This window comes from uncultured Methanobrevibacter sp., from assembly GCF_947170395.1.
In the GTDB taxonomy this organism is placed as follows: Archaea; Methanobacteriota; Methanobacteria; order Methanobacteriales; family Methanobacteriaceae; genus Methanocatella.
The window spans coordinates 1-25,257 of the sequence record NZ_CAMVTE010000023.1; the positions used below are offsets into that span (position 1 = coordinate 1).

A 25,257-nucleotide genomic window follows, 5' to 3' on the forward strand; every position below is an offset into this window, starting at 1 on the left:
TTAACCTACCAACAGTAACAGCCATACCATTACCGGCATTTCTGTCCATTCTAGGCTGAGGACGGTCATCTTCATCTTTGACAATGACTGGATTTTCAGGAGCTGAATATAAATTTAGTTCTTGTGGCAATCCTTTAAAGTTTACCAAACTATCTTTAACATTTGCAATGTCAAAGTCATCTTCCAACTCGACAAATACTGCTTCAGTATGACCATCGATAACAGGTACCCTATGACAGGACGCACTCAATTTGAAATCTGCATTGATTACATCACTACCATCGAAAGAACCTAACAGATAGAGTGATTCGCTTTCCATTTTTTCTTCTTCGCCACCAATGTATGGAACGAGATTATCGACAATAGCCATTGATGGTACTCCATTATAGCCTGCACCAGATACTGCCTGCATGGTTGAAACTCTTACTGCTTTAACATTGAAATTATCAACAATAGGTTTTAATGTTAAAGCCAATGCAATAGTTGAACAGTTAGGATTGGTAACAATGAATCCGTCCCAGTCATTTTCCTTTTGCTGAGCATCAATCATGTCTAAGCATTGAGGGTTAACTTCAGGAATCACTAATGGAATATTTTTCTTCATCCTATGTGCACTGGCATTACTTGCAACAACATAATCTTTAGCAAAATCCTTTTCAACTTTCAATGCAAAATCAGCCGGAAGGGATGAAAATACAATATCAACATCATTATCCATAGCATCAGGATTGGTTTCAACGACCTTTATATCTTTAACTGATTCAGGCATTTCTTCGTTCATATACCAAGTTGTAGCATCCTCATATCGTTTACCAGCGGAACGAGAAGAAGCTGCTAAAGCTGTAATTTCAAAATCAGGATGATTTTCAAGTAACTGAATAAATCTTTGACCTACCATCCCTGTTGCGCCTAGTACACCTACATTAACCATATAACTCACCTATTCTAATCCTAAAACATCATTCATACTGCTTACAATACCTTTTTCAGCAGATGGAATATATCTGATGGCTCTGATAACACCTGCAATAAATACTTCCCTTGTATGTGCCTGATGTTTGACTTCCAGTCTTTCACCATCACCGACAAACATTACTGTGTGATCACCGACAATGTCGCCGCCACGAATTGCATGAACACCTATTTCTTCAGGAGTTCTTTTGCCGACCAAACCTTGTCTTCCATAAACTCCGACCTCTTCAGTGTCACGACCAAGTTCTTCTGCAATTACTTCAAAAGCAGTCATGGCTGTTCCGGACGGAGCGTCCTTTTTTTGATTGTGATGTGCTTCTATAATTTCTATGTCAAAATCATATAATAATGGAGCTAATTTCTTTAAGGTATTGAAAAATACGTTAACTCCGATAGCCATATTTGAAGATATTACGGCAGGAACGTTATTATCTTTTACATTTTTTATGTTTTCTGCCATTTGCTCATCGGTAAAACCAGTGGTTCCAACAACTACTGCCACACCACATGATGTAGCCACCTTAATTGTTTCAACTGCTGCAGGAGCAATGGTGAAGTCAACCAATACTTCAGCACCAGAAGCCTTTAAAGTCTCTTCCAATTTTTCAGAACCCACAATTTCAACACCAATTTCACCAGCACCTGCCTGAAGGCCAGCATCTTTTCCTGCAAGGGGAGTGTTAGGCATTTCAATAGCTGCCACCACTTCCATATCATCTTGCTGAGTGATTTTTCTAATAATACCAGAGCCCATTCTTCCAGCAGCTCCGGTTACTGCTACTTTAATCATAATAATACCCACTTAAATTAAATCAGAATCTTTTAATGCTTTTTTAAGAATTTCCAAGTTTTCTTCTTTCATTTCACATAATGGTTGTCTGAGAGGACCAGAAGGCATTCCCATCAAGTTCATTGCGGTTTTTACCGGAACAGGATTGCTTTCAATAAAAAGAGCTCTTATTACATCAAGCATTTCATAGTGAAGTTCAAATGCTCTAGTATAATCATCATTTAAAATACTGTTAACCATCAGAACCATTCTTCTTGCGTCGATATTTGCGGATGCACTGATTACACCGGTTCCACCTACCGCCATAATCGGTAAAGTTAAAGAATCTTCACCTGAAAGAATATTGAAGTCATCTTCAAGATTCTCACGAGAAAGTGCCTGATAGATATCTGATACTTTATCAACACTTCCACTGGCTTCCTTAATAGCTTCAACACCATCAATTTTAGCCAATTCAACTGCTGTTTCCACAGCGATATCAGATCCTGTACGTGAAGGAACGTTATACGCAATAAGCGGAATGTCACAGGTTTCAGCAATAGTTCCATAATGGTCAACCAAAGCATGCTGTTGCGGTTTGTTGTAATAAGGAGTAATCAGTAATGCGGCATCAGCACCGACATCAGCAGAGAATTTTGTAAGAGAAATTGCTTCGGAAGTAGCGTTACTTCCAGTTCCGGCAACAGTTTGAACTCTGCCATCAACTTCATCAACCAAAATTTCAATTACTCTTTGATGTTCCTCGTGAGATATTGTAGCTGATTCACCGGTGGTTCCTGCACCAACCAAACCGTCTACACCTTGGTCTATTAAAAAATTAATGTTTGACCTGAATCCTTCTTCGTCAATATTTTTATCTTTATCAAATGGAGTTACCATTGCAACATATGTACCTTCAAATTTCATTCTAAAACCTCATTAACTAATTTACATGCTTTTTCACCATCTTTCCAATCAACAAATAATACTACTGCTGTTTGAGATGAGGTAATTTCTACAATATTAATGTTATTTTTCCTAAGTGGTTCTGTAATACCTGAAATAATTCCAGGGGTTTCAATAATATCCGGACTTACCAAAGTAATCATTGCAGTGTCTCTTCCCAATGACAGGGAACTCAATACTTCGGTTTCAACCACCAAATTGTGTAAAATGTGATATGCCTGTTCGGCGTCTTTCTTGTTAACAAATGTTGTGATTGAATTTTGACCTGCAGATATTCCGAAAATGTTAATATCATTTTTTGCAAGACATCCAGTCAAATCTGCCAGAAGTCCGACTTTTTTAAGCATTGCTTCTCCAACAAGAACAATAAGTGAAATAGGATCCTTGTAAAGGGATACAGATTTTAAGATATCCCCTTCAAAAGGTCCGGTGATACGGGTACCTTTAGCTTTTAAATCGCCGTGAGCGAAATTGATAATTTTTGCACTAATTAATGGATCTTTGTATTTTAATGCATGAGGATGTAGGACCTGTGCCCCATGAGTAGCCAAATCCCTCATTTCTTCAACGGTTATCTCTTCCAATAATTCCGCTTCTTCAATTTTATTAGGGTCAGTTGACATTACTCCATCCACATCTGTAACAATGACAACTTCATTTGCATTTAAACAATGTCCAATTAAAAATGCTGAAATATCACTTCCACCTCTTCCTAAAGTAGTGATTTCTCCACTAGGACCTTTACCTAAAAATCCACAAATAACCGGGATGATGCCCTGGTTTACAAGGTTTTCAATACCGTTAATCTTCTTGTTGGTTGTGTTAAAATCAATTTTAGCTTCAAGAGAATTTGAATCGGTCACAATCGGCCATAATTCATTATAAGGATCAATAAATTCAGATTTTACACCTAGAGATTCAATAGTTGCTGAGAATAATCTAGCACTAGTTAATTCACCCATAGCCATAATTCCTGCCTTCTGCTTGTCAGTTAAACCGTCACCAATTGCATCATTGGATAATCCAATTAAATCATCGGTTGTCTTGTTTACTGCAGAAACTACAACTACAACCTGATTGCCTTTCATATACTCATTTACCACGGACTGCGCCGCTTTTTTAATTCTGGAACCATCACCTACCGATGTTCCGCCAAATTTCGCTACTATTAAATCCATTAAATTCACCTATTTCATTAAAACTATTAAAAAGTTTTACCTATTTTTGAGTTAACAAAAATATTACTTTATATTTATATCTATTCATATTAATATACTTTTAACTAAAATTAGACTAAATAAACTGAAAGTTTAAAAAAATTAAAATTAAAAAATTTATACAAAATCAGAAAAATTTCAAAACAAATTAAAAAAGTATTATAAAAAAAGTAGTAAAAAAATATGAAAAAAAGCTTATTCTTGGGTTTGTTCTAACCTTACAAGCCTTGTTACATATCCTGCAATTTTATTTCTTAAATGTTTAGTACTTACGGTAGAGTATTCCTGTACTAATTTTTTGTTTTCTTCAAAATCAGTAGTGAAAACACCTTTGTGAGTTTCAATAAGTTCTTTTGCTAAACGTTTAACAAATGAAGTTCTAATATTGCCCATCAACATTCCTCCTTAAAATTTTTTCCTGCTCATTTTTATTTAAAATAGTTAGCATGTCTACTATTTGATCAATAATTTCAATATCAAGACCACAGTCTGTGCAAAGAGCATCTATTTTTTCATGCACTATCTTTTCCCTACTTTTATCAAAAATAGGCATGTCAAGATATTCCTTTGAAATTGCAATATCTTTTGCCAAAGATGTCCTTTGATAAATCAAATCAAATAATTCATTATCAATTTCATCAATGCGTTTTCTGGATTTTTCAAGAAGTTCTTCAGCTTCCTTCTTATTTTTAAAAGTTTTAGTTTCATAATTACTTTCCAAAAAATCACCAAATTGATAATAATGATAATAATATAATTTATAATGGTACTAGTATATAAACTATATGTTTAAAAAAAGTTAAGAACAAAAAATTAGAATTTTTTGTTCATATTATTTTATTGTATTTTAAAAATGCATTCATCTCGCTATAAGACAAATCAGTAGCATATTTAGAGACCTTGTTTACAGGACTTATAACCTCACAGATTACTGCAGGAGTTCCTTTGTAGTTAACCCAATCGGCCAATGACCATCTGTACTTTTGGCCAGGATAGTAAAAGATCTTTTTGACTTTTGCATTTTTGGCAATGTAGTTTGAAAGGTCAACACATTTTGTAGGGGATTTATATCCTAAAACCACATTGATACCCGGAACGCCCGGACTTACTGTAGTGTGGAAATCTCCATAGGCATCACATTTGTATTTGCTTATCAGTTTTGTAATCTTATTTGAAACAGTGCCCGATTTATGGGCCACCCTGTTAAAGTCGTAATTTGTAAGCCTTACCTTTTGGCTGATTGCCTTGACGTTAACGAACGGGATTATGTAGACTGTACCTTTAATCGGATTGGTAGTCAAGTATTTAATCATTTTCATTCCTGCAACCTGGGAGTTCAATTCATTCCCATGGACACCGGCAGTCATGAAAACAACCTTGCCGTTACCACCTTTAATTGTTATTAATGGAATTCCTTTTTTAGTGGCTTCAACAGCCTTTTTAACCCAATAATTGTTAGGCATGTTCTTTTTAATCAATGGAGCTTTTGTGACATCACCAACAAGACCCCATTTTAAGATTTCCATAGATACATAATTGTTTACCACATAATTGTTCTTGCCTGTAAAACCGTCAGCAGAATATTTGAGTACATATTTTCCGGAATTATGGTTAATGAACAGTGTAGCATAACCGTTTGCATTTGTGTATTTGGTATAATTATTTTTACCGTTGAAAAAATTCACACCATACCCTTCGATAGGTTTTCCGGAATTGTCCAGCACTCTGACAACATATTTTGTTTTTGTTCCATATTTAGTGGTTATATCGCCTGTGTGAGTTACCCTATTGGCGAATAATTTAATATTTTTTGTAACTGACTTGTTTGCATATTCGATTAAAATTTTATAGTTTCCAGGATTAAAATTAGCATTCACACTGGCAGTACCGTTTTCATCAGTGTCAACGAATAAAGTTTTTTTATTCAAAGTGACGGAAACGTTTTGGGCATAAACACCAGTGCCGTTTGAATCAACAATACTGAATGTGTAAACCGGATCTGCCTTATAATACCAGACATAATCATCTGCCTGGATAGAAATATTCTCATCCACATCACCGGAAGATGGAGCTTCACCTAAACCTTCCGGAGATACGTCCCCACCAGGATTATCTTCATTGCCAAGGATTTCAATAAAATCGTCTTGGCCGACATTATCATCAGCCACTGCGACATCAGTTAAATTCTCTGATGCGGAAACGGCAGAAATACTGATGAATAAAATCAACAATAACAGCAATAATCGCTTCATATTAACACACAACCTTCATTATCAACTTTTGTTTCTATAACTCTTCCTTCATATTTTCTCCATATTTCTTTTACATCATCAATTGAATTATCGTCAACTACAGCCACAAATGAGGAACCTGTTCCGGACAATCCTGAAGCAATGGCTCCTGCCTGAAGAGCATCAACAGCTATTGTGGAATCAAAACCCAATGTAGCCGAATAAATCAATCCATTCAAATTCAATGCTTTGAAATAATCTTTCTGTTTTGCAAATCCGAAAGCCGTTTCCACCAATGGGGACAACAACTTCATTCTTTCGGGATTTGAATCACCTGATTTTGAATAGAAATCAGGCATATACACCAAAATCTGATGTTCATCCATTTTTTCTTTAATAATAAACTCCCTATTTCTGTTATCTGTTACAACAACCCCTCCAAAATAGGATGCTGTTGCATCATCAAAAGATCCTGTAATTGTAACACCTGCATCCAGAGATGCATCAATTGCCATGTTAATCACTTCCAAATCGCCAAGCGGTTTGAAATCAAACTCTTCACTTATGATTGAAGATACTGCCTTAACGATTGCATTTGATGAAGCACTGCTGCTTGAAAGGCCTGATGCCATAGGCAGACTGGATTGGGTTTTTATATCAACTCCGAATTCATCCTTATCAATGCCATAATGCCTGAAAACCTTTTCAGCGCACAATTCCATCAAACCGTTATCGACTCCAACGTCATTGGAACATGTTATCGAATCTGCAGTTGATTTGGCTATGCATTTTATATCCAGACCGATTCCGAATGCAGAACCAAAACCTGTTGCGATTGCATTAATGACTGTTGCCGAACCGGGAGACCTTACGGTTATTTTCATCATTTCACCTCATCGTAAGGAACATTGACTTCGGAAAATACTTTAGCCCTGTTTCTGGCATTTAATGAGAGGGATATTCTGAATTCAACATCATTGATGACCTTGTCAATCGCTTCTGCTATTGAAGATATTTTATTCGGATTAACCAACAGACCGACATCATCATTAATGATTTCTGTAATTCCACCCACATTACTGCCGATTACAGGTTTACCACAGGCCAAAGCTTCAATCAATACCAAACCGAAACTTTCCGAAAATGAAGGCAATACAAGAACGTCACAGCTTGGGATTATTTTTTCCACATCGTTTCTGGAGCCTAAAAATATCACATCACGAATGTTTTCATCTTCAACCTTTTCATTGAGCTTTTTAAATAAAGGCCCATCACCAACAATTACCAGATAATAATCACTGTTCGCTATTTTTTTGGCTTCAAGTAGCGATTCAACATTCTTACGTTTGATAAGATTTCCTACAAAAAGAACTATCGGCTTGTCCAGCAGTTTGTTTTCCTGTTTAAAAGAGTCATTTTCCTTAGGGGAAAATTTATTGATGTCCACAGAATTCCAGCATATTCTGGTTTTATTGGATATTCCAGTGACACCAGTGGCAATGATTTCATGCTTCAATGCATTGCTTACGGCAAGAACTACATCTGCCTTTTTCAGTACATTTTTGATAGTGGAACGCATTACAGGCTGTTTTTTGTACACTTCAAACATGTCTGATCCGTGTGCGGTTACATACGTTTTAATTCCATGTTCACCACCGACTTCAACTGCAGCTGCTCCCGCAGGGAAGAGATAATGACCATGGATAATGTCAATGTCTTCGATTTTCAAAAGGTTTTCCAATGCCCTTTTAGAATTCTTTTTAAACATCAATCCACGAACTCCGGGAATATTGAAACCTTTAGTTCCAATTACATGAATCCCGTCAATATCTTTGATATCCTTATGGGGATAAGTAATTACAAAAACTTCATGCCCCTGTTTTACAAGTTCCTTGGATAAGGTATGTATATGAACGCCCACTCCACCGACATGAGGCGGAAACTGACCAACCATAGCTATTTTCATGACAAAAAATCTCCACTATTTATAATATTATATAATGAAGTATTGTTATAAATAATTAATTCAAGATTTTATTTTTTAACAAATCCTTACAATTCCATCAACTTTATCAAAATCATCATCAAAGGACAATATTTCGTGAATGTTATTCTCTTTCATAGTATGGATTGCAGTACAGTCAGCCAGAGATAGTGTTCCGTCAAATTTGAGATAATACCTCATAGATTCATCAAGCAATGTGTCTGATTTGAATATGGTAAAGTTATCTTTGACATATTTAAAAGTCAACATTCCCACTTTTCCACCATGGCAACTTCCAATGAGGTTTAATGACTCGATAATCATCGGTTCTGTGATTATTTTATCTTCTGATTTTAATTTTTCAAGCAATCTAACTGCATCATTGTGCCATTGGTCCTTTTCAACTATTAATGCAATTAGGTATGATGCATCTACAAAAATCAAGTTATCACCATTTCAATCCTTTTGATCCTCTTTTTTTAATTTCAACACTGTTGTATGGCAGTTTTGTTTTAATTAATCCTGTAATATCCTCTTCTGTAACTTTCTTTTCAATTTTCAATAGTATCCCTTCTTCAGTATTGGTCCATGAAATTTCATCACCTGCAACAATATCATAATGTTTTCTAAAATCGGCAGGAACTACAACTTGATTTGAGGAACTTACTTTTGTTATCGCATACATCTAAATCACACTTAATTTTATAATATAAATTTTATTTTATAAAGTATTTAAAATTATACTTTATATTTAACGATTTAAAAAGCAATACTTCAAATCTTTTAGATATTATTATATAGTCTATACAACAATATAAGTATTACTATTTTTAATATTAGTAATAATAAATGAAATGATGAAAGTCCCTTTAACACATGAAAATAATCATTTCAAAAAAAGTTAATTTAAAGTTGAAATTAATTGTTTTTGATAATTTCCATTGTTGTTTGAACCTCTCCGATTTAAAGAAGCCGGAGAATTCATGCACAAAAATGTTAAATACTTAAAAAATAATAAAAAAGAGTCAGATTAATGTCTTATTGCAGAGAAAAAATCTCTACAACATCAACGTTAGACATTAAAATTTAATAACTTTATTCCCAATAGAGGTTTACTTTAAAAGTAACTCTATTATATAATCCTATTATTAAATATATTATATAAGCTTAACTATTTTTAAAATAAGGCGATTAAATAGTAGCCATCTAGGAAAAAGAGCCTTGTGAAAACTTAGTTTTCAAAATCCATAATTAAATTGTTTATATTTGATCGCCCTTAAACGAGGTGAAAATCCAGCTATTATCTTCTTTTGTTTAAGTTTACGACAATAATGTTAAAAAAAGTAAGAATTATTTTTTAGTTATAATTTCATATTGTTGTTTAAATAATTTCCTTCCATATCAACCAGAATTACATTCAAATCCAAATCAAAACGCTGCAAGCATCTTTCATGAATTGCAGAAGCAATACTGTTTGAAACCTCAAAAGAAAGGCCTATTTCATTTAGGATATCCATCATGTCATCAGTTGTTTTGGAATCGTATAACCTTTGCAAATCATCCTGACTTGCACCGCAAATTGCCGCATGGGCAACCATTATTTCCCGTCTGCCGTCAGCAACAGCATGTTTTGTATTGAATATTCCTCCGGCAACCTTGATTAATTTACCCATATGCCCAAAGAAAGTGAAATGAGTAATTCCACGTTTTTCGGCCTCTTCAAACATGAATCCCACATAATTGCCTGTCTGAACAATCTGTTCCTTGGTGACATCCAATTTCTTGAGGGCCAATTTCTCACCGATATTTCCCGGAACAAAAACAAGCTCCCCCACATCAGATGCAAGGGCAACATCAATCTGTTTGACAATTGAGTTTTTATAGGCATCACTGGACATTGATCTTGCAATTCCTGTTGTTCCAAGGACAGATATTCCTCCGACAATACCCAATTTTGGATTCATTGTCTTTTTAGCAATCTCAACACCTTCTGGAATGGAAATGGTAACCTTGGCGGTTTTTCCTTCAGGAACCTTATCGGATAAATTCTTGACTATCATGCTTCTGGGAACCGGATTTATTGCATGTTCGCCAATCGGTATTTGAAGACCAGGTTTTGTGACTACACCTACACCAACGCCACCTGTTATGATAACATTTGATTCATCGTCGGTTTTATCAAGCAACTCCACAGTTGCAATAATATCTAAATTAACTGTAACGTCAGGGTCATTATACGGATTTTTATGAGCTACAGCTTTAGCTTTAAAAGGAGAAATTAGCTTACACTCATCAATAATAATATCCAAAACCTTTTTTGGAGTTTCAACTTTAACACATGCAATATCCGGAGAATCGATTATTGCATCCAGTGCTGCAAGAGAGCATGCAGTGGCAACAGTTCCTGTTGTTACACCCATATAATTACCATCAGACATTTCATAAAAAAGAATAAAAAAAAGAGTTTGAATCTACATCATAGATTCAAGTTTATCAAGAAGTTCACCTTCGGCAGGTGCTCCTAAAAATCCTAATTCACCATTAATCATGATAGTAGGAACAGCCATTATTTGATAATCAATTGCCCTTTGTCTGTTTTCTGGGCTTTCATCGATTTTGATTATTTCTACATCAATTGCATCGCCAAATTTATTTTTTGCCACTTGAGCAGCATCAATTGCTGCAGGGCAATGTGGACAGCTATTGGTTGAAAATACTTCTACTTTAATTGCCATTATAAAATCTCCTATATTTTTTGATTTAAAACTATTTTAATAATTAATTATATATAATTGTTACCACCCTTTTATCAAAATTCAAATGCTCTCTGGAAATATTTATTATATATTATAAAAAAATAATTTAAATGATTAAAATGGAAAATTTACCAGCAGATATTAAAGAAATAATAAATACGGCATATCCCTATATTGAAGAGTTCAATCCAGCTCAAAAAGCAGTTATTGAATCCGGATATCTTGATGACGACTCAAATTATATCATCTCAATTCCAACCGCCAGTGGTAAAACCGTTTTAGGAGTGCTTCCCGCACTTAAAACCATACTCAACGGCGGAAAAGCAGTTTATGCTGCACCTCTTCTTTCAATTCAAAATGAAAAGGTCAAGGAATTCAAAGCATTTGAGGAACACGGAATAAATGTGGGCAAACACCCTGCCAGCAGCGATTTGTCGGTCATGGTTTTTGAATCATTTGATGCACTTACACGTTTTTCATGGGACAACCTGCGTGATGTTGATACATTAATCATTGACGAATTCCACATGATTGGAGAGTTCACAAGAGGCCCTACCCTTGAATCAGCAATCACAAGAGCTAAAATAATTAATCCAAGCATGAGGATAATAGCACTTTCTGCAACATTGAGAAATATAGAGGAAATAGAAGGCTGGCTTGAGGGAACATGCGTTGAACACGACTACAGACCGGTGCCTCTGCACAAGGAAGTTTTGGATGCTGAGATGTTCAATACCAAAAACAAAAATGACGTCATCGTTAAAATAATCGAAAAGGCAATCAAAGACAAATCACAGGCATTGGCTTTTGTATCAACCAGGAGATTTACTGAAAGTTTGGCAACATACGTTTCAGGTAAAATCAACAAAAAGATCAATGTCAAACAGCGTGAAAAATTCAAGGAAGTTGCCCAAAAACTGCTTGACGTTCCCAAAAAGAAAGGATCACTTCCGACAACAACATGTGTGAAACTGGCGGAAGCCGCTGAAAAAGGTGTTGCATTCCACCATGCAGGACTCTTCAACGAACAAAAGGAAATCATTGAAGACGAATTCAGAAAAGGAAACATCCTGATGATTACAGCAACTCCGAGTTTGATGTATGGAGTCAATTTACCTTCAAAGACTGTAGTAATCCGAGACCATACACGCTGGACCGGCAACGGCCCCCAACCGATACCTGTTTTTGATTATGAACAGATGTCCGGAAGAGCCGGAAGGCCACAATACGATGATGTGGGATATTCTTATCTTATCGGAAAGACAATGGATGAAGCTCAAAACCTGCAGGAATATTATGTTGAAGGTGAAATCGAGCTGACCAATTCCAAATTGGTAGACAATAAGGATGCTGTCTACAGACAGATTATAGCTCAAATTGCCTCCACACTTTCCAAAAATCTCGATGAACTGACTGACTTTTTTGGAAAAACACTTTACGGCTATCAAATGAGCAATAACCCCTCAATGGCCATGTTCGCTCAGGAAAGCTTAAGATTCGAACTTGAAAGCGGACTGGAATTCCTTCTTCAAAATGGAATAATCAGAGCCACACCTGAAGGGCTTAAAACCACAGATTTCGGTAACCTGATAGCCAAATCAAATTACAGTGTTGAAACTGCAGTTAAAATCAAACAGTACATTTCCACAATGGATGAAATGAATGTTGAGGAATTCATTTATGCGTTGTCCGAAACACCTGAATTGCCATTGATTTCATTTAAAGGCAGAAAATCAAAAGATCCTGTTCGTGAAAAACTCTCAGAAGTCGGACTGTTTGCAGTCGATATAGGAAATCCCGAAGCGACTGCAGTATCACTAATCGAATGGATTAATGAGAGAAGCGAATATGAAATCGAAAATAAATACAACGTTTATTCAGCATCGACCAGAAGATCTGCATATGAAGCTTCACGCCTCGTAAGATTTGCAAAAAATACTTCGGAAGTCCTTGGAAACTATTCCAATTTAAGGGATTTCGACATCCTTTCCGCAAGACTTTACTATGGTGTTAAAGATGACATAATCCCGTTGGTAGTTGGTGTTAAAAGACTCGGCAGAAAACGGGCCAGAAACGTTGTTGAAATCTTCGGTAATGATTTAAGTGGAGTTTCACAAAAAGAGCTGCAGCAAATCGAAGGAATCGGACCTAAGCTAGCTGAAAAAATTAAATTGTTTGTTGATAATTAAAAAAAAATGAAGGTAGGATTAACCTCCACCTTCAGCAACACTTGAATCCATTTGCATGTTTTCAAGTTTTTCCGCTTTTTCTTTTAATGCTTCGATATCAAGTTCATCATCCTTATCAGTTGATTTACTCTTCAAGTCTTTTTCATCAAGCAATTCAACCAATTTTGAACGATACCATAAGTCGGTTTTGTCGATTTTGACCCAATCAATACCTTCATCGTTTGTTTTCATGTCAATGACTTTACCGATTGTTCCTGTATCGACATACCTAACATGTGATTCAAGAGTAATCTCTTTATCTCTTGCATCAAAAGCCATAATATAACCTTTAATTTATTCTTCTTCGTCTTCAACTTCAATAGTGGCTTCAACGGTTTCTTCTTCCTCTTTAGGAATTTCTTTGTTTAAAATAACATATGCACCGATGGTAGCTACATCATCAAAGTCAATTTCGAGTTCATCTTTAGAGAAAATGTTTTTTTGTAGGGTTAATGTGATTTTTTCGATTTTACCTGTTGCAGGATCAAAATCAATGTTGTCAACTTTACCTACTTCATACGCATTTTTATCTAAAACAGTAGAACCTAAAAATTCTCTAATTTTCATAGTTTCACCTTCTAAATTATTATTAATAATATATTAGAATGACCAAGTATTTAAATAAAACAATTATATAACATTAACTATTAATTGAAATGGTGAAAAAATGGAAAAAGCATGTCGAATAATTATTGAGGATATTCTTGATGGTAAAATATCTACTCGACGTGACCTGGAAGTTGAAAAAAGACAGCTCTGCCGTGATTTAAAATTATCAAGATTCATGAGCAATGCTGACATCCTTGAGTATGCCAAACCTGAAGAAAAGGAAATCGTATCGGGAATCCTAAAGAAAAAGCCTACAAGAACAATGTCCGGCGTTGCAATTGTTGCGGTAATGTGTCATCCTCACAAATGCCCTCATGGAAGGTGTTTCTATTGTCCTGAAAGTGATATAGCTCCTCCAAGCTATACCGGAGAGGAACCCGCCGCACTTAGAGGAAGAATGTATGAGTTTCACCCATATGTCCAATGCTTTAACAGACTAAAGCAGCTGAAAAAGATAGGTCATCCTATTGATAAGGTCGAACTGATCATCATGGGAGGAACGTTTCCTTCAAGGGATTTATGCTATCAGGAATGGTTTGTATCACAATGCCTCAAGGCCATGACCGATTTCGGATTGATTATTGAAAACAAACCTGCAAATTATGACTATAACCTCGATTATGATGAAATAAGAGGCTTTGAAAAGGGAGTTGTGAAAACTTACCCTCCAAATGATTATGTCCTGATAGATGATGTTCAAAGTGCAAATGAAAGCTCCAAAGTGAGGTGTGTTGGAATGACATTCGAAACACGTCCGGATTACTGTAAAAAGGAACACATCAACAGAATGCTTGATTTTGGAGTTACCCGTGTTGAACTCGGTGTGCAGACATTGTCTGATGAGTTATACAAAAAGATCAAAAGAGGCCATACAATTGCCGATACTATTGAAGCCAATCAGCTTTTAAGAGACTCCGCAATAAAGGTGGCAATGCACATGATGCCAGGACTGTTTGTTGATGAAAATCAGGATTTGAAAATGTTCAAACAGCTGTTCAGCGACGATAATTTCAAACCTGACATGCTTAAGATATATCCTTGTCTCGTTACAAAAGGCAGTGAACTATATGATTTGTGGAAAGAAGGCAAATACGCACCATACACAGATGATGAAGCTGTTGAGCTGATTGTTAAAATCAAGGAAATCCTTCCAAAATGGGTCAGGACCATGAGAATCCAAAGGGATATTCCATCAACACTTATTGAAGCGGGAGTCAAAAAATCCAATTTGGGAGAACTGGTTTACAACAAATTGGATGAACACAACATCAACTGCAAATGCATAAGGTGCCGTGAAATAGGCCATAAAAAAACCTCAAGGCAATATTCGCTTGATGAGTTTGAACTGTTCAATATGAAATACAATGCATGTGGAGGGAAAGAAAATTTCCTATCCATTGAAGACATCAACGAAGAAAGCATTGCAGGATTTTTAAGGTTGCGTTTCCCATCAAAAGACCATTTCAGAGAAGAAATCAGCGATAAAACTTCACTTGTCAGGGAATTGCATGTTTATGGAAACATGATAAAAATCGGAGATAAGAATCCTAAAATCGGTCAGCACACTGGATTTGGTGAAAGACTTCTAAAAGAGGCTGAAAATTTATCAATGGATAAAGGTTATGAGGACATAGCCATCATCAGCGGAATCGGGTCCAGAAACTATTATCGTAAATTCGGATATGAAAAGGTTGGCCCATACATGAAAAAGAAATTGATATGAAAATATTTAAATAGATGTTCGTATAAATACTAACTAATTAAGAGAGTGGTAATATGGTGATATACAATATCAAAAATTCAAAAGAATTGGCAAGTTACATTAACTATACTAATTTAAACAACATGATTACAGAATCAGAAATGAAAGAATTTCTCGAAAAGGCTAAGGAGTTAAATTTTAACTCAGTAATCATATCCCCAACATATGTTCCATTGGCCAAAGAAATGTTGGCTGAAACAAACATAAAGGTTGGAAGTGTTGTCGGATTTCCATTAGGTTTTGAAAGCATTGAAAGTAAAGTTGCTGAAGCCAAGGCACTGGTTGAAATGGGAGCTGACGAAATAGATATGGTAATGAATCTTAGCTACATCAAGGATGAAAAATACGAATTGCTTGAAAAAGAAGTTAAGGAAGTTAAGCAAGCTGTCGGTGATAGAACCCTAAAAGCAATCATTGAAACAAAAGCTTTGGAAGACTATCAAAAGGCAAATGCTGCTAAAGCTGCTGAAAAATCAGGAGCGGATTTTGTTAAAACCGCAACAGGATTTGTAACACCAAACCATATTTTTGAAAATGTTAATGACATTAATATCTTCCAAAAACATGCTCCAAAAATCAAAATTGAAACAAATGGTGGTATAAACGATTACAAAACAGCAAACCAAATATTAACCGGCGGCGCTGATAAAATCGGAAGTGACATGGGTTATGAAATTGTAAAAAGATACAAAGAGTTAAGAGAAAATACCCAAGTAACACCAAAACCAATTACCCTTACCAAAAAAGATTAATGTGGATTATTCCACATAATCTAACTCATTTTTTAACTTGAAAAAAAAACCTTTTTTTAAAATTCAATTAAAATAATAAAAATTTGTTAAAATCGTTAAAAATAGTAAAAAGAAATGCCATGTGCCGGACTTGAACCAGCGACATCTAGATCTTCAGTCTAGCGTTCTCCCATCTGAACTACCATGGCATATGGACCGAACGAGATTCGAACTCGTGATCTCCTCCACGTCAAAGAGGAATCATACCCCTAGACCACCGGTCCTATACAACACAATAATATTTAGAACAAGTGATATATAAACTTTTCTTTAGAGTATGAAATTTTAAAAATAGTTAAAAATAAAAAAAATTGACCAAAGAAATGGCCAATAGATTTTATTATATAAAGCTTTTTTTTGAAAATAACCAATTAGTAAATCTATTTGATTGCTAATTTGATATCTTCAGCTTTTACAGTTTTTCTACCAGCGTGGCGTGCGAAATTAACAGCTTTTTGTGCGATTTCGTCACCTTTTTCTTCTAATGCTTCAGCTAATGCAATTTTTGCATCGTCACTAATTCTTTGTGCGCCAGCATTTTTTAAGATACGACCGACTGGTGCGATTGGTAATTCACTCATAATGACACCTCCAATTAAAAGGTAGTACACAATAGTATATAAAGGTATCGGTAAAAATGAATAATAATCGCCCATATAATGACACATCAACTATTCAGATATGCTTTTGAAATTCAAATAATAACAGTAACATTATATAAAATTAAAGGATAAAAGTTAGGTGAAAATATGAAAATAAGAAAGATGGATAAATTAAAAATTATTCTTCCAATAATTCGCTTTTAAGGTATGTAGCAGTTGCATCAGTTATTTTTACCCTAACAAAAGAACCTAATTCAACATTGTCAACTATCACTGGAATGTATGAATCAGTTTTTGCTATAAATCCACCTTTTGAACCCTTTTCAACAACCAATACTTTTTGAGTGGTTCCAACCAATTCAATGTTTTCCTGTTCAGTTATTTTTGATTTAATTTCGGATAAAAATTTTGATCTTTTCTTCATTACTTCAGGCGGAACTTCACGAAGTGAAGATGAAATCGCACCTTTTCTGTGCTGATATTTTGACAGATGAATAAGACTTGGCTTAATTTTTTCAAGCACTTCAACGGTCAGGTCAAAATCGCCATCAGTTTCGGTAGGATATCCCACAATAATATCTACAGCCAGGGCAATGTCAGGAATTTCATTTTTAAATTTTGACACAATGCCAACATATTGCTCTATGGTATGACCACGCCTCATCTCAGATAAGACCTTATCACTGCCTGATTGTATAGGTAAATGAATGAAATTATATACCTTCGGATGTTTCATTGCATCGATTATTTCATCAACATCATTTAAAATGTTTTTAGGATGCATCATTCCAACACGAACTCTGAAATCTCCTTCTAAATTGGCCACTTCTTTAATTAAATCAGATAGCTTTTCACCACTGTCACGACCGAATGCAGCAGTATCCTGAGCAGTGAGTTGAATTTCACAAGCCCCATCTTCAATAGCTTTTCTTGCCTCTTCAACAATATCCTTAATCGGATAGCTATTTAAAGGTCCACGGGCAAAACGGGTACAACAGAATGTGCATGCACCCAAACAGCCTTCACAGATTTGAATAATATGAATCAAGCTTCCGTCAGATAACTTAGGAACTCCAACTTTAGACTCTTTTGTAAATCCTGTTTCACGTATCACATCACCACAGTATGTTCCTTTTACAACATCAGCAGTTTTATTTAACTGATGCGGTCCGATCCATGAACAGTTAGGTCCAATCTTGTCCAATTTCTCCTGGTCGATTTCAACCATGCATCCGCTGACAATGATTTTTTTGTCTGGAAACTCCTCCTGAAGTTTTTGGATTTTATAAACCACCTTGTTTTCAGTCGGCAACTTAACATAACAGGTATTTACAATGATGACATCGGCATCTTCGATGGAATCCACAATATCAATTTCATTTTCCAAAAGCACACCGGCCATAATCTGCGCATCAGCCTTGTTAAATGTGCATCCGTAAGTTTCAATATATACTTTCATTTTCCCACTAAGAAGTCTTTTTAATTATGTCCTTGGTCAAATCGTAATCATAATTGTTGAATTTGACAGGTTTTGAATAAACTCTTGTTATTACACTTGCCTTTGCAAAACCAGAGGTCAATTTTCTCTCATGAGTCTTTACGACATGCACTTTTACAATATGCTTGTCTATTTTGACTACATCTCCGGGAGCTATTTCAAAGTCCCTTTCCAAATCAAGCTTATATGAGTCAACTTCACCATGCAAATCTACGGAAAAACCAATACGTGCCGGAATTTCAATAGAATTAGCCCAAATGGTATTGACATCCTCCAGTTTGGCCTTGGTTACCCTTTTGTCTGCCACTTCAATACTGGTTACTTCAACTTGACCCACATCGGAAAGCAGCACATCACCGCTTTTAAGCTCATCACTTGGAGACAAATCGATTGTGGTCTTGTGGGATTTGCCATGTTCTGAAACAATCAGCCGGTATGGTTTTGGTTTCTTTAAAGATATGACATCCTTAAATACATGACCGCAGTCCTCACATTTCAACAAATACTCTTCCATCAGTTTTTTCTTTGATGATTTCTGTTTCGAGTTTAAAATTTCTACATCATCACTTCCGCAAATTGGACAATCCATTTTAATCACACAATAAAAATTATTCTTTGTCATTTAAATAGTGGTTAACTAAACCACCGTCTTCTAAAATATTTAACATAAACTCCTTGAACGGTTCAAAGGTTGTTGATTCACCTGAAGTTTCATTTACAAGTTCACCTTTTGACAAATCGATGCTTATGATATCACCGTCTTTGGCTTCAATATCTGAAACAATTACAGGAAGACCTATATTGATTGCATTCCTATAGAATATTCTTGCAAATGATTTTGCGATGATTGCATCGACACCTGCAGTTTTAATAGCTACAGGAGCCTGTTCTCTTGATGAGCCACAGCCGAAGTTTTCATCTGCAACAATTATGTCTCCCTTTTTAACGTTTTTTGTAAAGTCCGGACGTTCCCCTTCAAGAACATGGTCTGCCAGGTCCTGAGGATTGAATGTCCTTAAATATCTTCCGGGGATGATTACATCGGTATCGATATTTTCCCCAAAAGTCCATGTTTTTCCTTTGATAATATCCATTTATATCACTGAATAAAAATTTCAATAAAAATAATATAATAAAAAAGTATTTGGAAAATCCAAATACAAAAATAAGTTTTTAGGTGATTTGAAAATTTTTTTTTAATCTTTTGATTTTAATGGTTTTGCAAATGCACGCTCTACATCTTCACGATACTTTGAATTCATTGTACAGAACGGTATGATTCTGCCGTCAGGAGTTGCATAATGAATAACGCATTTTTTAACCCTGTCAATGTCAAAATTGAATGGATCCATAAAGTGCATACATGAAATGAGCATTGCATCTTTAGAGAAGTCTCCTAATGCCTCATAATCCCCTTTAGCAAATACATTTAGTAATATTTTTACAATATCCAAATCTTCAGGAGCTCTGCTAGGATGAACCATTTTAGGAAGGTTTCCGGTTAATCCTGCTAAAACCCTCTTTCGAGAACCGAATTTGCCTTCGTCAAGTCTTTCACTATATTCATTCAATTTATGGAATAAATCTTCAACATCAATGAAATCTGTAATCGGAATCAACTTGTCTTTGCCTTCACCATCTGTTTTTTGTCTGAAAACGTAAGTTGCAATTCCACAATGCTGGTGACAATTCAGGGTCACTTTTGCTGAATCTTCACCATCCAAACGGGAAATAACATCTGCAATAGGTTCAACAAATGAAGGAGGATAGAATGAATCGGAAGGAACCTGACCATCGGTTTCCTCTTCAACAATCCTGACGAAATCAGGAATGGTTATTCTTTGCTCTTCAACCTCATCAGCAGGAGTTCTTCCGGCAAATGAGACAGGCTGGAAGTTGACTCCATAAACAATGTCATTATTGTCAAATGCGAATTTGATAATTTCGCCGACTTGATAATCATTGATTCCTTTAATCAATGTAGGAACCAGCACAACACCCAAACCTGCTTTTCTACAGTTTTCAATTGCATCTAACTTATACGGAAGCAAATCCTTACCCCTATTGTTAATGTAAGGTTCTGGAGTTACACCATCAAAAGCCAAATAAATAGTATTACATCCGGCTTGTTTTAATTGTTTAGCCAATTCCTCTTTTCTAGCCAACCTTAAACCATTAGTAGCTATTTGGACATGAGTAAAACCTTCTTCTTTAGCCATTGCCACAAGTTCAACAATGTCTTTTCTAACGGTAGGTTCACCACCGGCATACTGAACAGCCAGACATGGGTGAGGTTTCAAATCCCTTAAATTTTTAAGCATCTGTCTTATTTCATCCTGTGAAGGTTCATATTTATATCCTGCCGCTGCCGCATTGGCAAAACAAACAGGACATCTTAAATTACACCTGTTAGTCACATCAATTAAACCCAAAACGGTTGAAGTCTCATGTTTGGAACATAACCCGCAGTTATCCGGACAACCTAAAAGATCATCAACGGAAGGATTATCAACAGAAGTAATTGATGGGATAAATTTTTCAGCCCTATTATATAAATCTTCATCTCCCCAGTAAGTGTTTATGAATTCCCCATGCTCATCACAAGTCTTTTTAATGAAAACTTTGCCGTCTTCACTAAAAACCTCAGCATCTAGAGTCTTTCCACACTCCGGGCATAAACTTTTTGTATCTTTAATTTTCAAATCAATCACCTTTACTAACAATTTGACATCATTAGTACAAACTTACATAATATTATATATTTAAATTAATATGATATTTAAACTTAATTAATATATACTAGTTTAAATATAATGTATATACGAAAAAAAACTAATGGAGAATATGATTAATGAACGTCCAAATGATTTTGATTGCATGCGTTACAACACTCTACTTCATACTTCCGGCATATTTCTCAAATGGTGCTGGACTTGTATTCGGTGGAGGAACTCCAGTTGATTTTGGAAAATCAGACAGCAAAGGCAATCGTTGGATTGGAGACGGAGTTACCTGGAGAGGATTAATAGCCGGAACAATCATAGGAATGATTACAGGTGCAATTCAGGGATTTTTTGCACCGGCAATACTTGAAAACTTTGGACAGTACATTATTACTCCAATAATTACCGGCATCCCTAGCGGAATATTAATTGGATTATTGCTTGGTTTTGGAGCCCTTTTAGGTGATGCACTGGGTAGTTTTTTAAAAAGAAGACTTGGAATCGGTCGTGGAAAACCGGCTCCAATATTAGATCAGCTAGATTTTATAATTGTTGCACTGATTTTGGTTTCATTAGTTGTAAAGCTAAATTTATTGGTTATTGTTCTTGCTCTTGGATTAACCTTAATTATACATTTGCTTACCAACACATGTGCTTATCTGCTTGGCATAAAAGACGTGTGGTATTAATCCAAATACTTCTGCATCATTACCGCAGTTCCAACGGCAGGTGCAACGACACATTCTTCATCTGTTAAAATATCACCCATGGATTTTACTTCAAGACCCAGAAGTTCTGCTGCAGGAGCATCAAGAATATCCTTTCCAAGACCTGTCACCACAATCAAATCCAAGTTTTGAGTTTCATGAACCTGTTTTAGACCGTCAGCAATCTGTTCAATCTGTTTTTGATGGATAAATTTGGACATCTCAACAATATCTTCCATGGATAGCATCTCCAAATCCGCACAGACAACACGGGCTATCCTTTTTGCACAGTCAATCTTGGATTTTGACTCGCCGTCAAATGTATCACATACATAGTCATCTTCATTGATTAAATCCAATACTGTATAAACATCTGCAGTTTGGGCAAATAATTCTGAAGCGACCCTATACTCTTTTCCATTCAATTCCACCTTATCCAAAAAGCTGGCCAAATTGGTTCTCAAGGTTCCGGTATACACAAGCTCACCTGTTGCGGATCTGTCAAAATCAGATTTTCCTATTGCACATTCCTTACCATCCTTAATTGGTATTATATCAGTTGTCGTACTTCCAGTATCTATGAAAATGCAGTTATCAGATATTAATGTTGCAATCTGGGCTGTTGCAATCCAGTTTGCGGCTGCTGCCTTAAGAGGAGTTTGTTCAATCTCTTCAAGGCAAAGCATTCCATCGACCCCGACATATGCAATCGGGCATGAAAATGTAGCTTCACATTTTTTTACCACATCCAATACCCCCTCCTTTTTTGTATCGTATGCATCCACAAGCTCGGCAGTCATTGAAATCCCCACAGCATCAATTTCTGAAACAGGACATATGTTTTCAATCAGTTCCACCAATACCCGTGATAAGTCATCATTATTGCTCCACATCGGAAGATATGCAAAATCAACTTCAATGTTTTTTATTTCACCATCCTCAAAGTCGATTACTGCAAGGTCGGTATTTGCACCGCCAATATCAAAACCAGCTATTTTCATATTATATTCTCCTTATATCCAGATTATCTCCGGATTTTTTAAATTCAACTTCACCATCCAATGAAATATCCAGATTATCGAGATCTGTCTTTTCATCAATCAAGTCTATGATTGTTTGACCGATGTTAAAGTTAACGACCTGTCTTAGGCCCACATACGGTGTTGTAAATCTTGAGTTGACCTCCAAAAGATAAACTGAATAAACATCCTTCTCGTCTGCATTAATCAACAAGTCAACACCGATAAAACCCTTAAGTCCGTCAATGGCTTCAACCGCTTTAACGGCAATGTCAAAACATTCGTCCTTAAATTTGCTTTCAAAAGGCAATTTACCTCCCAGGTAAGTGCCCTTATCATTTTTAAGTTCTACAAACTGTTTGTTTAAACTGATAGGAATAGCCTTTTTGCCGTTGGATATAAGACTCACACTAACGTCTTCACCTTCAATGAATTCCTGAACAATGACACGAGAACCAGGTTTGAAGATCTTATCCAAATCAAGGGTTAAATCCTCAATGTTTTCAATCACAACAATGTCCTCGCAGTCCACACCGACAAGAGGTTTGATTATTAGTTTAAGTGGTGTGAGAGGGTCTTCAGCCTGCCATTTTTCATATAAATTGTCAATGGCTCTTTTCCAATAACCCTTTGAATCAATTTTGAATCTGAATGTTCTAGGCTGAGGAACAATTCCTCCAAGCGCCTCATAGGTTAGGGATTTGACTGAAGACTTCATACATGCATCGGAAGTTGAAGTGTATGTCTTCACGTTATTGTCTTCCAAAATCTTGGTGATATTGTATAGATTGTTGTTGTTTTCCGCTGAGATGAAAATTGCCCTTTTAAACTCACCGGCATTGTCCTTAAGCCAATCGACAACATCAACATCTATCAAAATCGGATTTACATTTTCATAATCATTAACTATATTTTCATAGGATTTGTTGATAACCAAATCAATCTGAAAATCCTTCAAATCATCCAAAAGACCAAAAATCAATGCTTCAGCTTCTGAAATAATACATTTTTCCTTTTCACCTGAAGCAGTAAAATATTCAAACACCAAAATTGAATCATTCTCTTTTGTCATAAGTAATCATCATACCATTTAAGTTTGTCTCATCTGCTGGGAATTGCATCTTGCCCTCACCAAAGACCATATGAACCAGTGCATTTTCTTTTGCTTCAAATTCGCTGACTGTAATGTCCTGTGTAATTTGAGCCATTTTTCTGGAAAATGAAGTCATGATATCTTCGGGAGCCTTGATTTCCAAAATTCCATCTTCATAATATTTTTCTATCGCATCAACAGTTCTTTGAGCTGCATCACCCTGACCATATGGGTTTACTGCACTTTTCATTTTATCTGCAAATTCCTTATCGTTTAGGATTTTATTTGCATTTTCAAGAATAACATCCTTGTTTGCACCTACAAGAATATTTCCGCCTGCAGTAACTGTTTCAGGCCTTTCGGTGTTGTATCGCAAGGTCAATGCAGGAACATCAAGTGTTATAGCCTCTTCCTGAAGACCTCCGGAGTCTGTTAGAATCAATGTTGATTTTGATGTTAAAAGCAGAAAATCAAGATATCCTATCGGCTTTACAATATGAACATGTTCCAAATCATTCAGCTCATCAAACAATCCGAAGTTTTCAAGGGTGTTTTTAGTTCTTGGATGTATCGGGAAAATGATGTTCATGTCACTTAACTCTTTTAAAGCACCAATAATGCTTGTCACGCGCTCTTCGACATCCACGTTTTCTGCCCTGTGCATTGTCAATGTTAAAATGTTATCCATGTTTTCAATATCCAACTCTTTAAGGGATTGTTCGTCGAATCCTCTTTTTTTGGCTATTTCCAAATGTCTGAAACATGCATCGACAACAGTATTTCCAGTTATTATCAGGTTTTTTCTAGAAAATCCTTCAGCCAAAAGATTTATAGCTGACTCTTCAGTCGGAATGAAATACATCACAGAACAGATATCTGCAACTTTCCTGTTTATTTCCTCAGGCATTGTCACATCAAATGACCTGAGTCCTGCTTCGACATGGCCAACGGCAATGTGAAGCTTAGCGCAAACAAGTGCCCCTGCCAAAACAGCATTGGTATCTCCCTGAACAAGCACAATGTCCGGTTTTTCATCCAAAAGAATTTCTTCAATTCCTTTCATCATCAGACCTGTCTGCTTTCCGTGGGAACCTGATCCGACGTGAATGTTATAATCCGGAGCAGGAATTTCCAAATCCCTGAAAAAGTTATCAGACATCTCTTTATCATAATGCTGACCGGTATGCAAAACAATCTGGTCAATGCCCCTCTTATCAATCTCAGCAATAATCGGAGCCATTTTAATAATCTCGGGACGAGTCCCTAAAATAGTGGCAATTTTCATAAATATTCCTCATTAAATATATCTATTTAAATTAGGTTAAAAATT

General features: G+C 35.8%; 27 protein-coding genes and 2 tRNA genes. 4 read left to right on the forward strand and 25 right to left on the reverse strand.

Going from position 1 to position 25,257, the window contains the following annotated elements; genetic code table 11:
• From asd to Q0W04_RS07350, 13 genes are all read right to left on the reverse strand, one after another.
• On the reverse strand, positions 1 to 931 hold a 931-nt coding region (gene asd, locus Q0W04_RS07290), incomplete at its 3' end, for an aspartate-semialdehyde dehydrogenase (RefSeq protein WP_298501478.1).
• A 9-nt stretch (positions 932 to 940) separates the two neighbouring features.
• A complete protein-coding gene (gene dapB, locus Q0W04_RS07295; protein WP_298501480.1) occupies positions 941 to 1,762 on the reverse strand; it encodes a 4-hydroxy-tetrahydrodipicolinate reductase in 822 nt (273 codons plus the stop codon).
• A gap of 12 nt (positions 1,763 to 1,774) precedes the next feature.
• Complete coding sequence (gene dapA / locus Q0W04_RS07300) at positions 1,775 to 2,668, reverse strand: 4-hydroxy-tetrahydrodipicolinate synthase (protein WP_298501482.1); 894 nt, start codon at positions 2,666 to 2,668, stop codon at positions 1,775 to 1,777.
• Entirely contained in the window at positions 2,665 to 3,885 is a 1,221-nt protein-coding gene (locus tag Q0W04_RS07305) for an aspartate kinase (RefSeq protein ID WP_298501485.1), read from the reverse strand. Before Q0W04_RS07305 ends, dapA begins: the two co-directional genes overlap by 4 nt.
• A 234-nt stretch (positions 3,886 to 4,119) precedes the next feature.
• Positions 4,120 to 4,317, reverse strand: coding sequence for a 30S ribosomal protein S17e (locus tag Q0W04_RS07310; RefSeq protein WP_067043908.1), 198 nt, complete (start codon positions 4,315 to 4,317; stop codon positions 4,120 to 4,122).
• Entirely contained in the window at positions 4,304 to 4,645 is a 342-nt protein-coding gene (locus tag Q0W04_RS07315; RefSeq protein WP_298501487.1) for a chorismate mutase, read from the reverse strand. Before Q0W04_RS07315 ends, Q0W04_RS07310 begins: the two co-directional genes overlap by 14 nt.
• A 106-nt stretch (positions 4,646 to 4,751) precedes the next feature.
• Positions 4,752 to 6,176 (reverse strand): succinylglutamate desuccinylase/aspartoacylase family protein, encoded by a 1,425-nt coding sequence (locus Q0W04_RS07320; RefSeq protein ID WP_298501489.1) that lies wholly within the window; start codon positions 6,174 to 6,176, stop codon positions 4,752 to 4,754.
• Positions 6,173 to 7,039, reverse strand: a complete 867-nt coding sequence (locus Q0W04_RS07325; protein ID WP_298501491.1) for a shikimate kinase — start codon at positions 7,037 to 7,039, stop codon at positions 6,173 to 6,175. Before Q0W04_RS07325 ends, Q0W04_RS07320 begins: the two co-directional genes overlap by 4 nt.
• The gene (locus tag Q0W04_RS07330) at positions 7,039 to 8,121 is read right to left on the reverse strand and encodes a glycosyltransferase family 4 protein (protein ID WP_298501493.1); all 1,083 of its coding nucleotides are present in this window, start codon (positions 8,119 to 8,121) and stop codon (positions 7,039 to 7,041) included. The genes Q0W04_RS07325 and Q0W04_RS07330 overlap by 1 nt, the downstream gene beginning before the upstream one ends.
• A gap of 75 nt (positions 8,122 to 8,196) precedes the next feature.
• On the reverse strand, positions 8,197 to 8,583 hold the full coding sequence (locus Q0W04_RS07335) for a type II toxin-antitoxin system VapC family toxin (protein ID WP_298501495.1): 387 nt from the start codon (positions 8,581 to 8,583) through the stop codon (positions 8,197 to 8,199).
• 4 nt (positions 8,584 to 8,587) lie between these two features.
• Positions 8,588 to 8,824, reverse strand: coding sequence for an AbrB/MazE/SpoVT family DNA-binding domain-containing protein (locus tag Q0W04_RS07340; RefSeq protein ID WP_298501497.1), 237 nt, complete (start codon positions 8,822 to 8,824; stop codon positions 8,588 to 8,590).
• A 676-nt stretch (positions 8,825 to 9,500) separates the two neighbouring features.
• Positions 9,501 to 10,577 (reverse strand): cobalt-precorrin-5B (C(1))-methyltransferase CbiD, encoded by a 1,077-nt coding sequence (cbiD, locus tag Q0W04_RS07345; protein ID WP_298501498.1) that lies wholly within the window; start codon positions 10,575 to 10,577, stop codon positions 9,501 to 9,503.
• 33 nt (positions 10,578 to 10,610) lie between these two features.
• Positions 10,611 to 10,874, reverse strand: coding sequence for a thioredoxin family protein (locus tag Q0W04_RS07350; RefSeq protein WP_298501500.1), 264 nt, complete (start codon positions 10,872 to 10,874; stop codon positions 10,611 to 10,613).
• Positions 10,875 to 11,005: 131 nt separating this feature from the next.
• On the opposite strand from Q0W04_RS07350, the gene Q0W04_RS07355 reads away from it, so the two are divergent.
• The gene (locus Q0W04_RS07355) at positions 11,006 to 13,084 is read left to right on the forward strand and encodes a DEAD/DEAH box helicase (protein WP_298501502.1); all 2,079 of its coding nucleotides are present in this window, start codon (positions 11,006 to 11,008) and stop codon (positions 13,082 to 13,084) included.
• Between the two features lie 18 nt (positions 13,085 to 13,102).
• On the opposite strand, the gene Q0W04_RS07360 is transcribed toward Q0W04_RS07355, so the two are convergent.
• Positions 13,103 to 13,402, reverse strand: coding sequence for a DUF2098 domain-containing protein (locus tag Q0W04_RS07360; RefSeq protein ID WP_298501504.1), 300 nt, complete (start codon positions 13,400 to 13,402; stop codon positions 13,103 to 13,105).
• Between the two features lie 15 nt (positions 13,403 to 13,417).
• Positions 13,418 to 13,690 (reverse strand): PRC-barrel domain-containing protein, encoded by a 273-nt coding sequence (locus tag Q0W04_RS07365; protein WP_298501506.1) that lies wholly within the window; start codon positions 13,688 to 13,690, stop codon positions 13,418 to 13,420.
• A 100-nt stretch (positions 13,691 to 13,790) separates the two neighbouring features.
• Here Q0W04_RS07365 and Q0W04_RS07370 point away from each other — a divergent pair, with 100 nt between their 5' ends.
• Together Q0W04_RS07370 and deoC are read left to right on the forward strand one after the other, a co-directional pair.
• The gene (locus tag Q0W04_RS07370) at positions 13,791 to 15,455 is read left to right on the forward strand and encodes a tRNA uridine(34) 5-carboxymethylaminomethyl modification radical SAM/GNAT enzyme Elp3 (RefSeq protein WP_298501508.1); all 1,665 of its coding nucleotides are present in this window, start codon (positions 13,791 to 13,793) and stop codon (positions 15,453 to 15,455) included.
• Positions 15,456 to 15,508: 53 nt separating this feature from the next.
• A complete protein-coding gene (deoC, locus tag Q0W04_RS07375) occupies positions 15,509 to 16,246 on the forward strand; it encodes a deoxyribose-phosphate aldolase (RefSeq protein WP_298501510.1) in 738 nt (245 codons plus the stop codon).
• A 115-nt stretch (positions 16,247 to 16,361) separates the two neighbouring features.
• Here the strand turns inward: deoC and Q0W04_RS07380 are convergent.
• The 7 genes from Q0W04_RS07380 to tes all read right to left on the reverse strand — a co-directional run bounded on the left by Q0W04_RS07380 (position 16,362) and on the right by tes (position 21,087).
• Positions 16,362 to 16,434 (reverse strand) — tRNA-Phe (locus tag Q0W04_RS07380).
• Positions 16,435 to 16,437: 3 nt separating this feature from the next.
• Positions 16,438 to 16,509, reverse strand: a tRNA-Val gene (locus Q0W04_RS07385).
• 156 nt (positions 16,510 to 16,665) lie between these two features.
• On the reverse strand, positions 16,666 to 16,866 hold the full coding sequence (locus Q0W04_RS07390) for a histone family protein (protein WP_042691314.1): 201 nt from the start codon (positions 16,864 to 16,866) through the stop codon (positions 16,666 to 16,668).
• A 199-nt stretch (positions 16,867 to 17,065) separates the two neighbouring features.
• On the reverse strand, positions 17,066 to 18,346 hold the full coding sequence (locus Q0W04_RS07395; RefSeq protein WP_298501513.1) for a tRNA (N(6)-L-threonylcarbamoyladenosine(37)-C(2))-methylthiotransferase: 1,281 nt from the start codon (positions 18,344 to 18,346) through the stop codon (positions 17,066 to 17,068).
• A 7-nt stretch (positions 18,347 to 18,353) separates the two neighbouring features.
• Entirely contained in the window at positions 18,354 to 18,974 is a 621-nt protein-coding gene (locus tag Q0W04_RS07400) for an HVO_0476 family zinc finger protein (protein WP_298501514.1), read from the reverse strand.
• 19 nt (positions 18,975 to 18,993) lie between these two features.
• Positions 18,994 to 19,479 carry a homoaconitase small subunit gene (gene hacB, locus Q0W04_RS07405; RefSeq protein WP_298501516.1) on the reverse strand — a complete coding sequence of 162 codons (486 nt, stop codon included), beginning with the start codon at positions 19,477 to 19,479 and terminating at the stop codon, positions 18,994 to 18,996.
• Between the two features lie 102 nt (positions 19,480 to 19,581).
• Positions 19,582 to 21,087 (reverse strand): tetraether lipid synthase Tes, encoded by a 1,506-nt coding sequence (gene tes, locus Q0W04_RS07410; RefSeq protein WP_298501517.1) that lies wholly within the window; start codon positions 21,085 to 21,087, stop codon positions 19,582 to 19,584.
• Positions 21,088 to 21,236: 149 nt separating this feature from the next.
• Here tes and Q0W04_RS07415 point away from each other — a divergent pair, with 149 nt between their 5' ends.
• A complete protein-coding gene (locus Q0W04_RS07415) occupies positions 21,237 to 21,797 on the forward strand; it encodes a CDP-2,3-bis-(O-geranylgeranyl)-sn-glycerol synthase (RefSeq protein WP_298501519.1) in 561 nt (186 codons plus the stop codon).
• Here Q0W04_RS07415 and Q0W04_RS07420 read toward each other — a convergent pair.
• Genes Q0W04_RS07420 through wecB form a run of 3 tightly spaced genes read right to left on the reverse strand, consistent with a single transcriptional unit; the run spans position 21,794 to position 25,212 of the window.
• Positions 21,794 to 22,816 carry a hydantoinase/oxoprolinase family protein gene (locus Q0W04_RS07420; protein ID WP_298501521.1) on the reverse strand — a complete coding sequence of 341 codons (1,023 nt, stop codon included), beginning with the start codon at positions 22,814 to 22,816 and terminating at the stop codon, positions 21,794 to 21,796. The genes Q0W04_RS07415 and Q0W04_RS07420 overlap by 4 nt on opposite strands.
• A gap of 1 nt (position 22,817) precedes the next feature.
• On the reverse strand, positions 22,818 to 23,906 hold the full coding sequence (locus Q0W04_RS07425) for an ATP-grasp domain-containing protein (protein WP_298501523.1): 1,089 nt from the start codon (positions 23,904 to 23,906) through the stop codon (positions 22,818 to 22,820).
• A complete protein-coding gene (gene wecB / locus Q0W04_RS07430) occupies positions 23,890 to 25,212 on the reverse strand; it encodes a non-hydrolyzing UDP-N-acetylglucosamine 2-epimerase (RefSeq protein ID WP_298501525.1) in 1,323 nt (440 codons plus the stop codon). The genes Q0W04_RS07425 and wecB overlap by 17 nt, the downstream gene beginning before the upstream one ends.
• Positions 25,213 to 25,257: the final 45 nt, after the last annotated feature.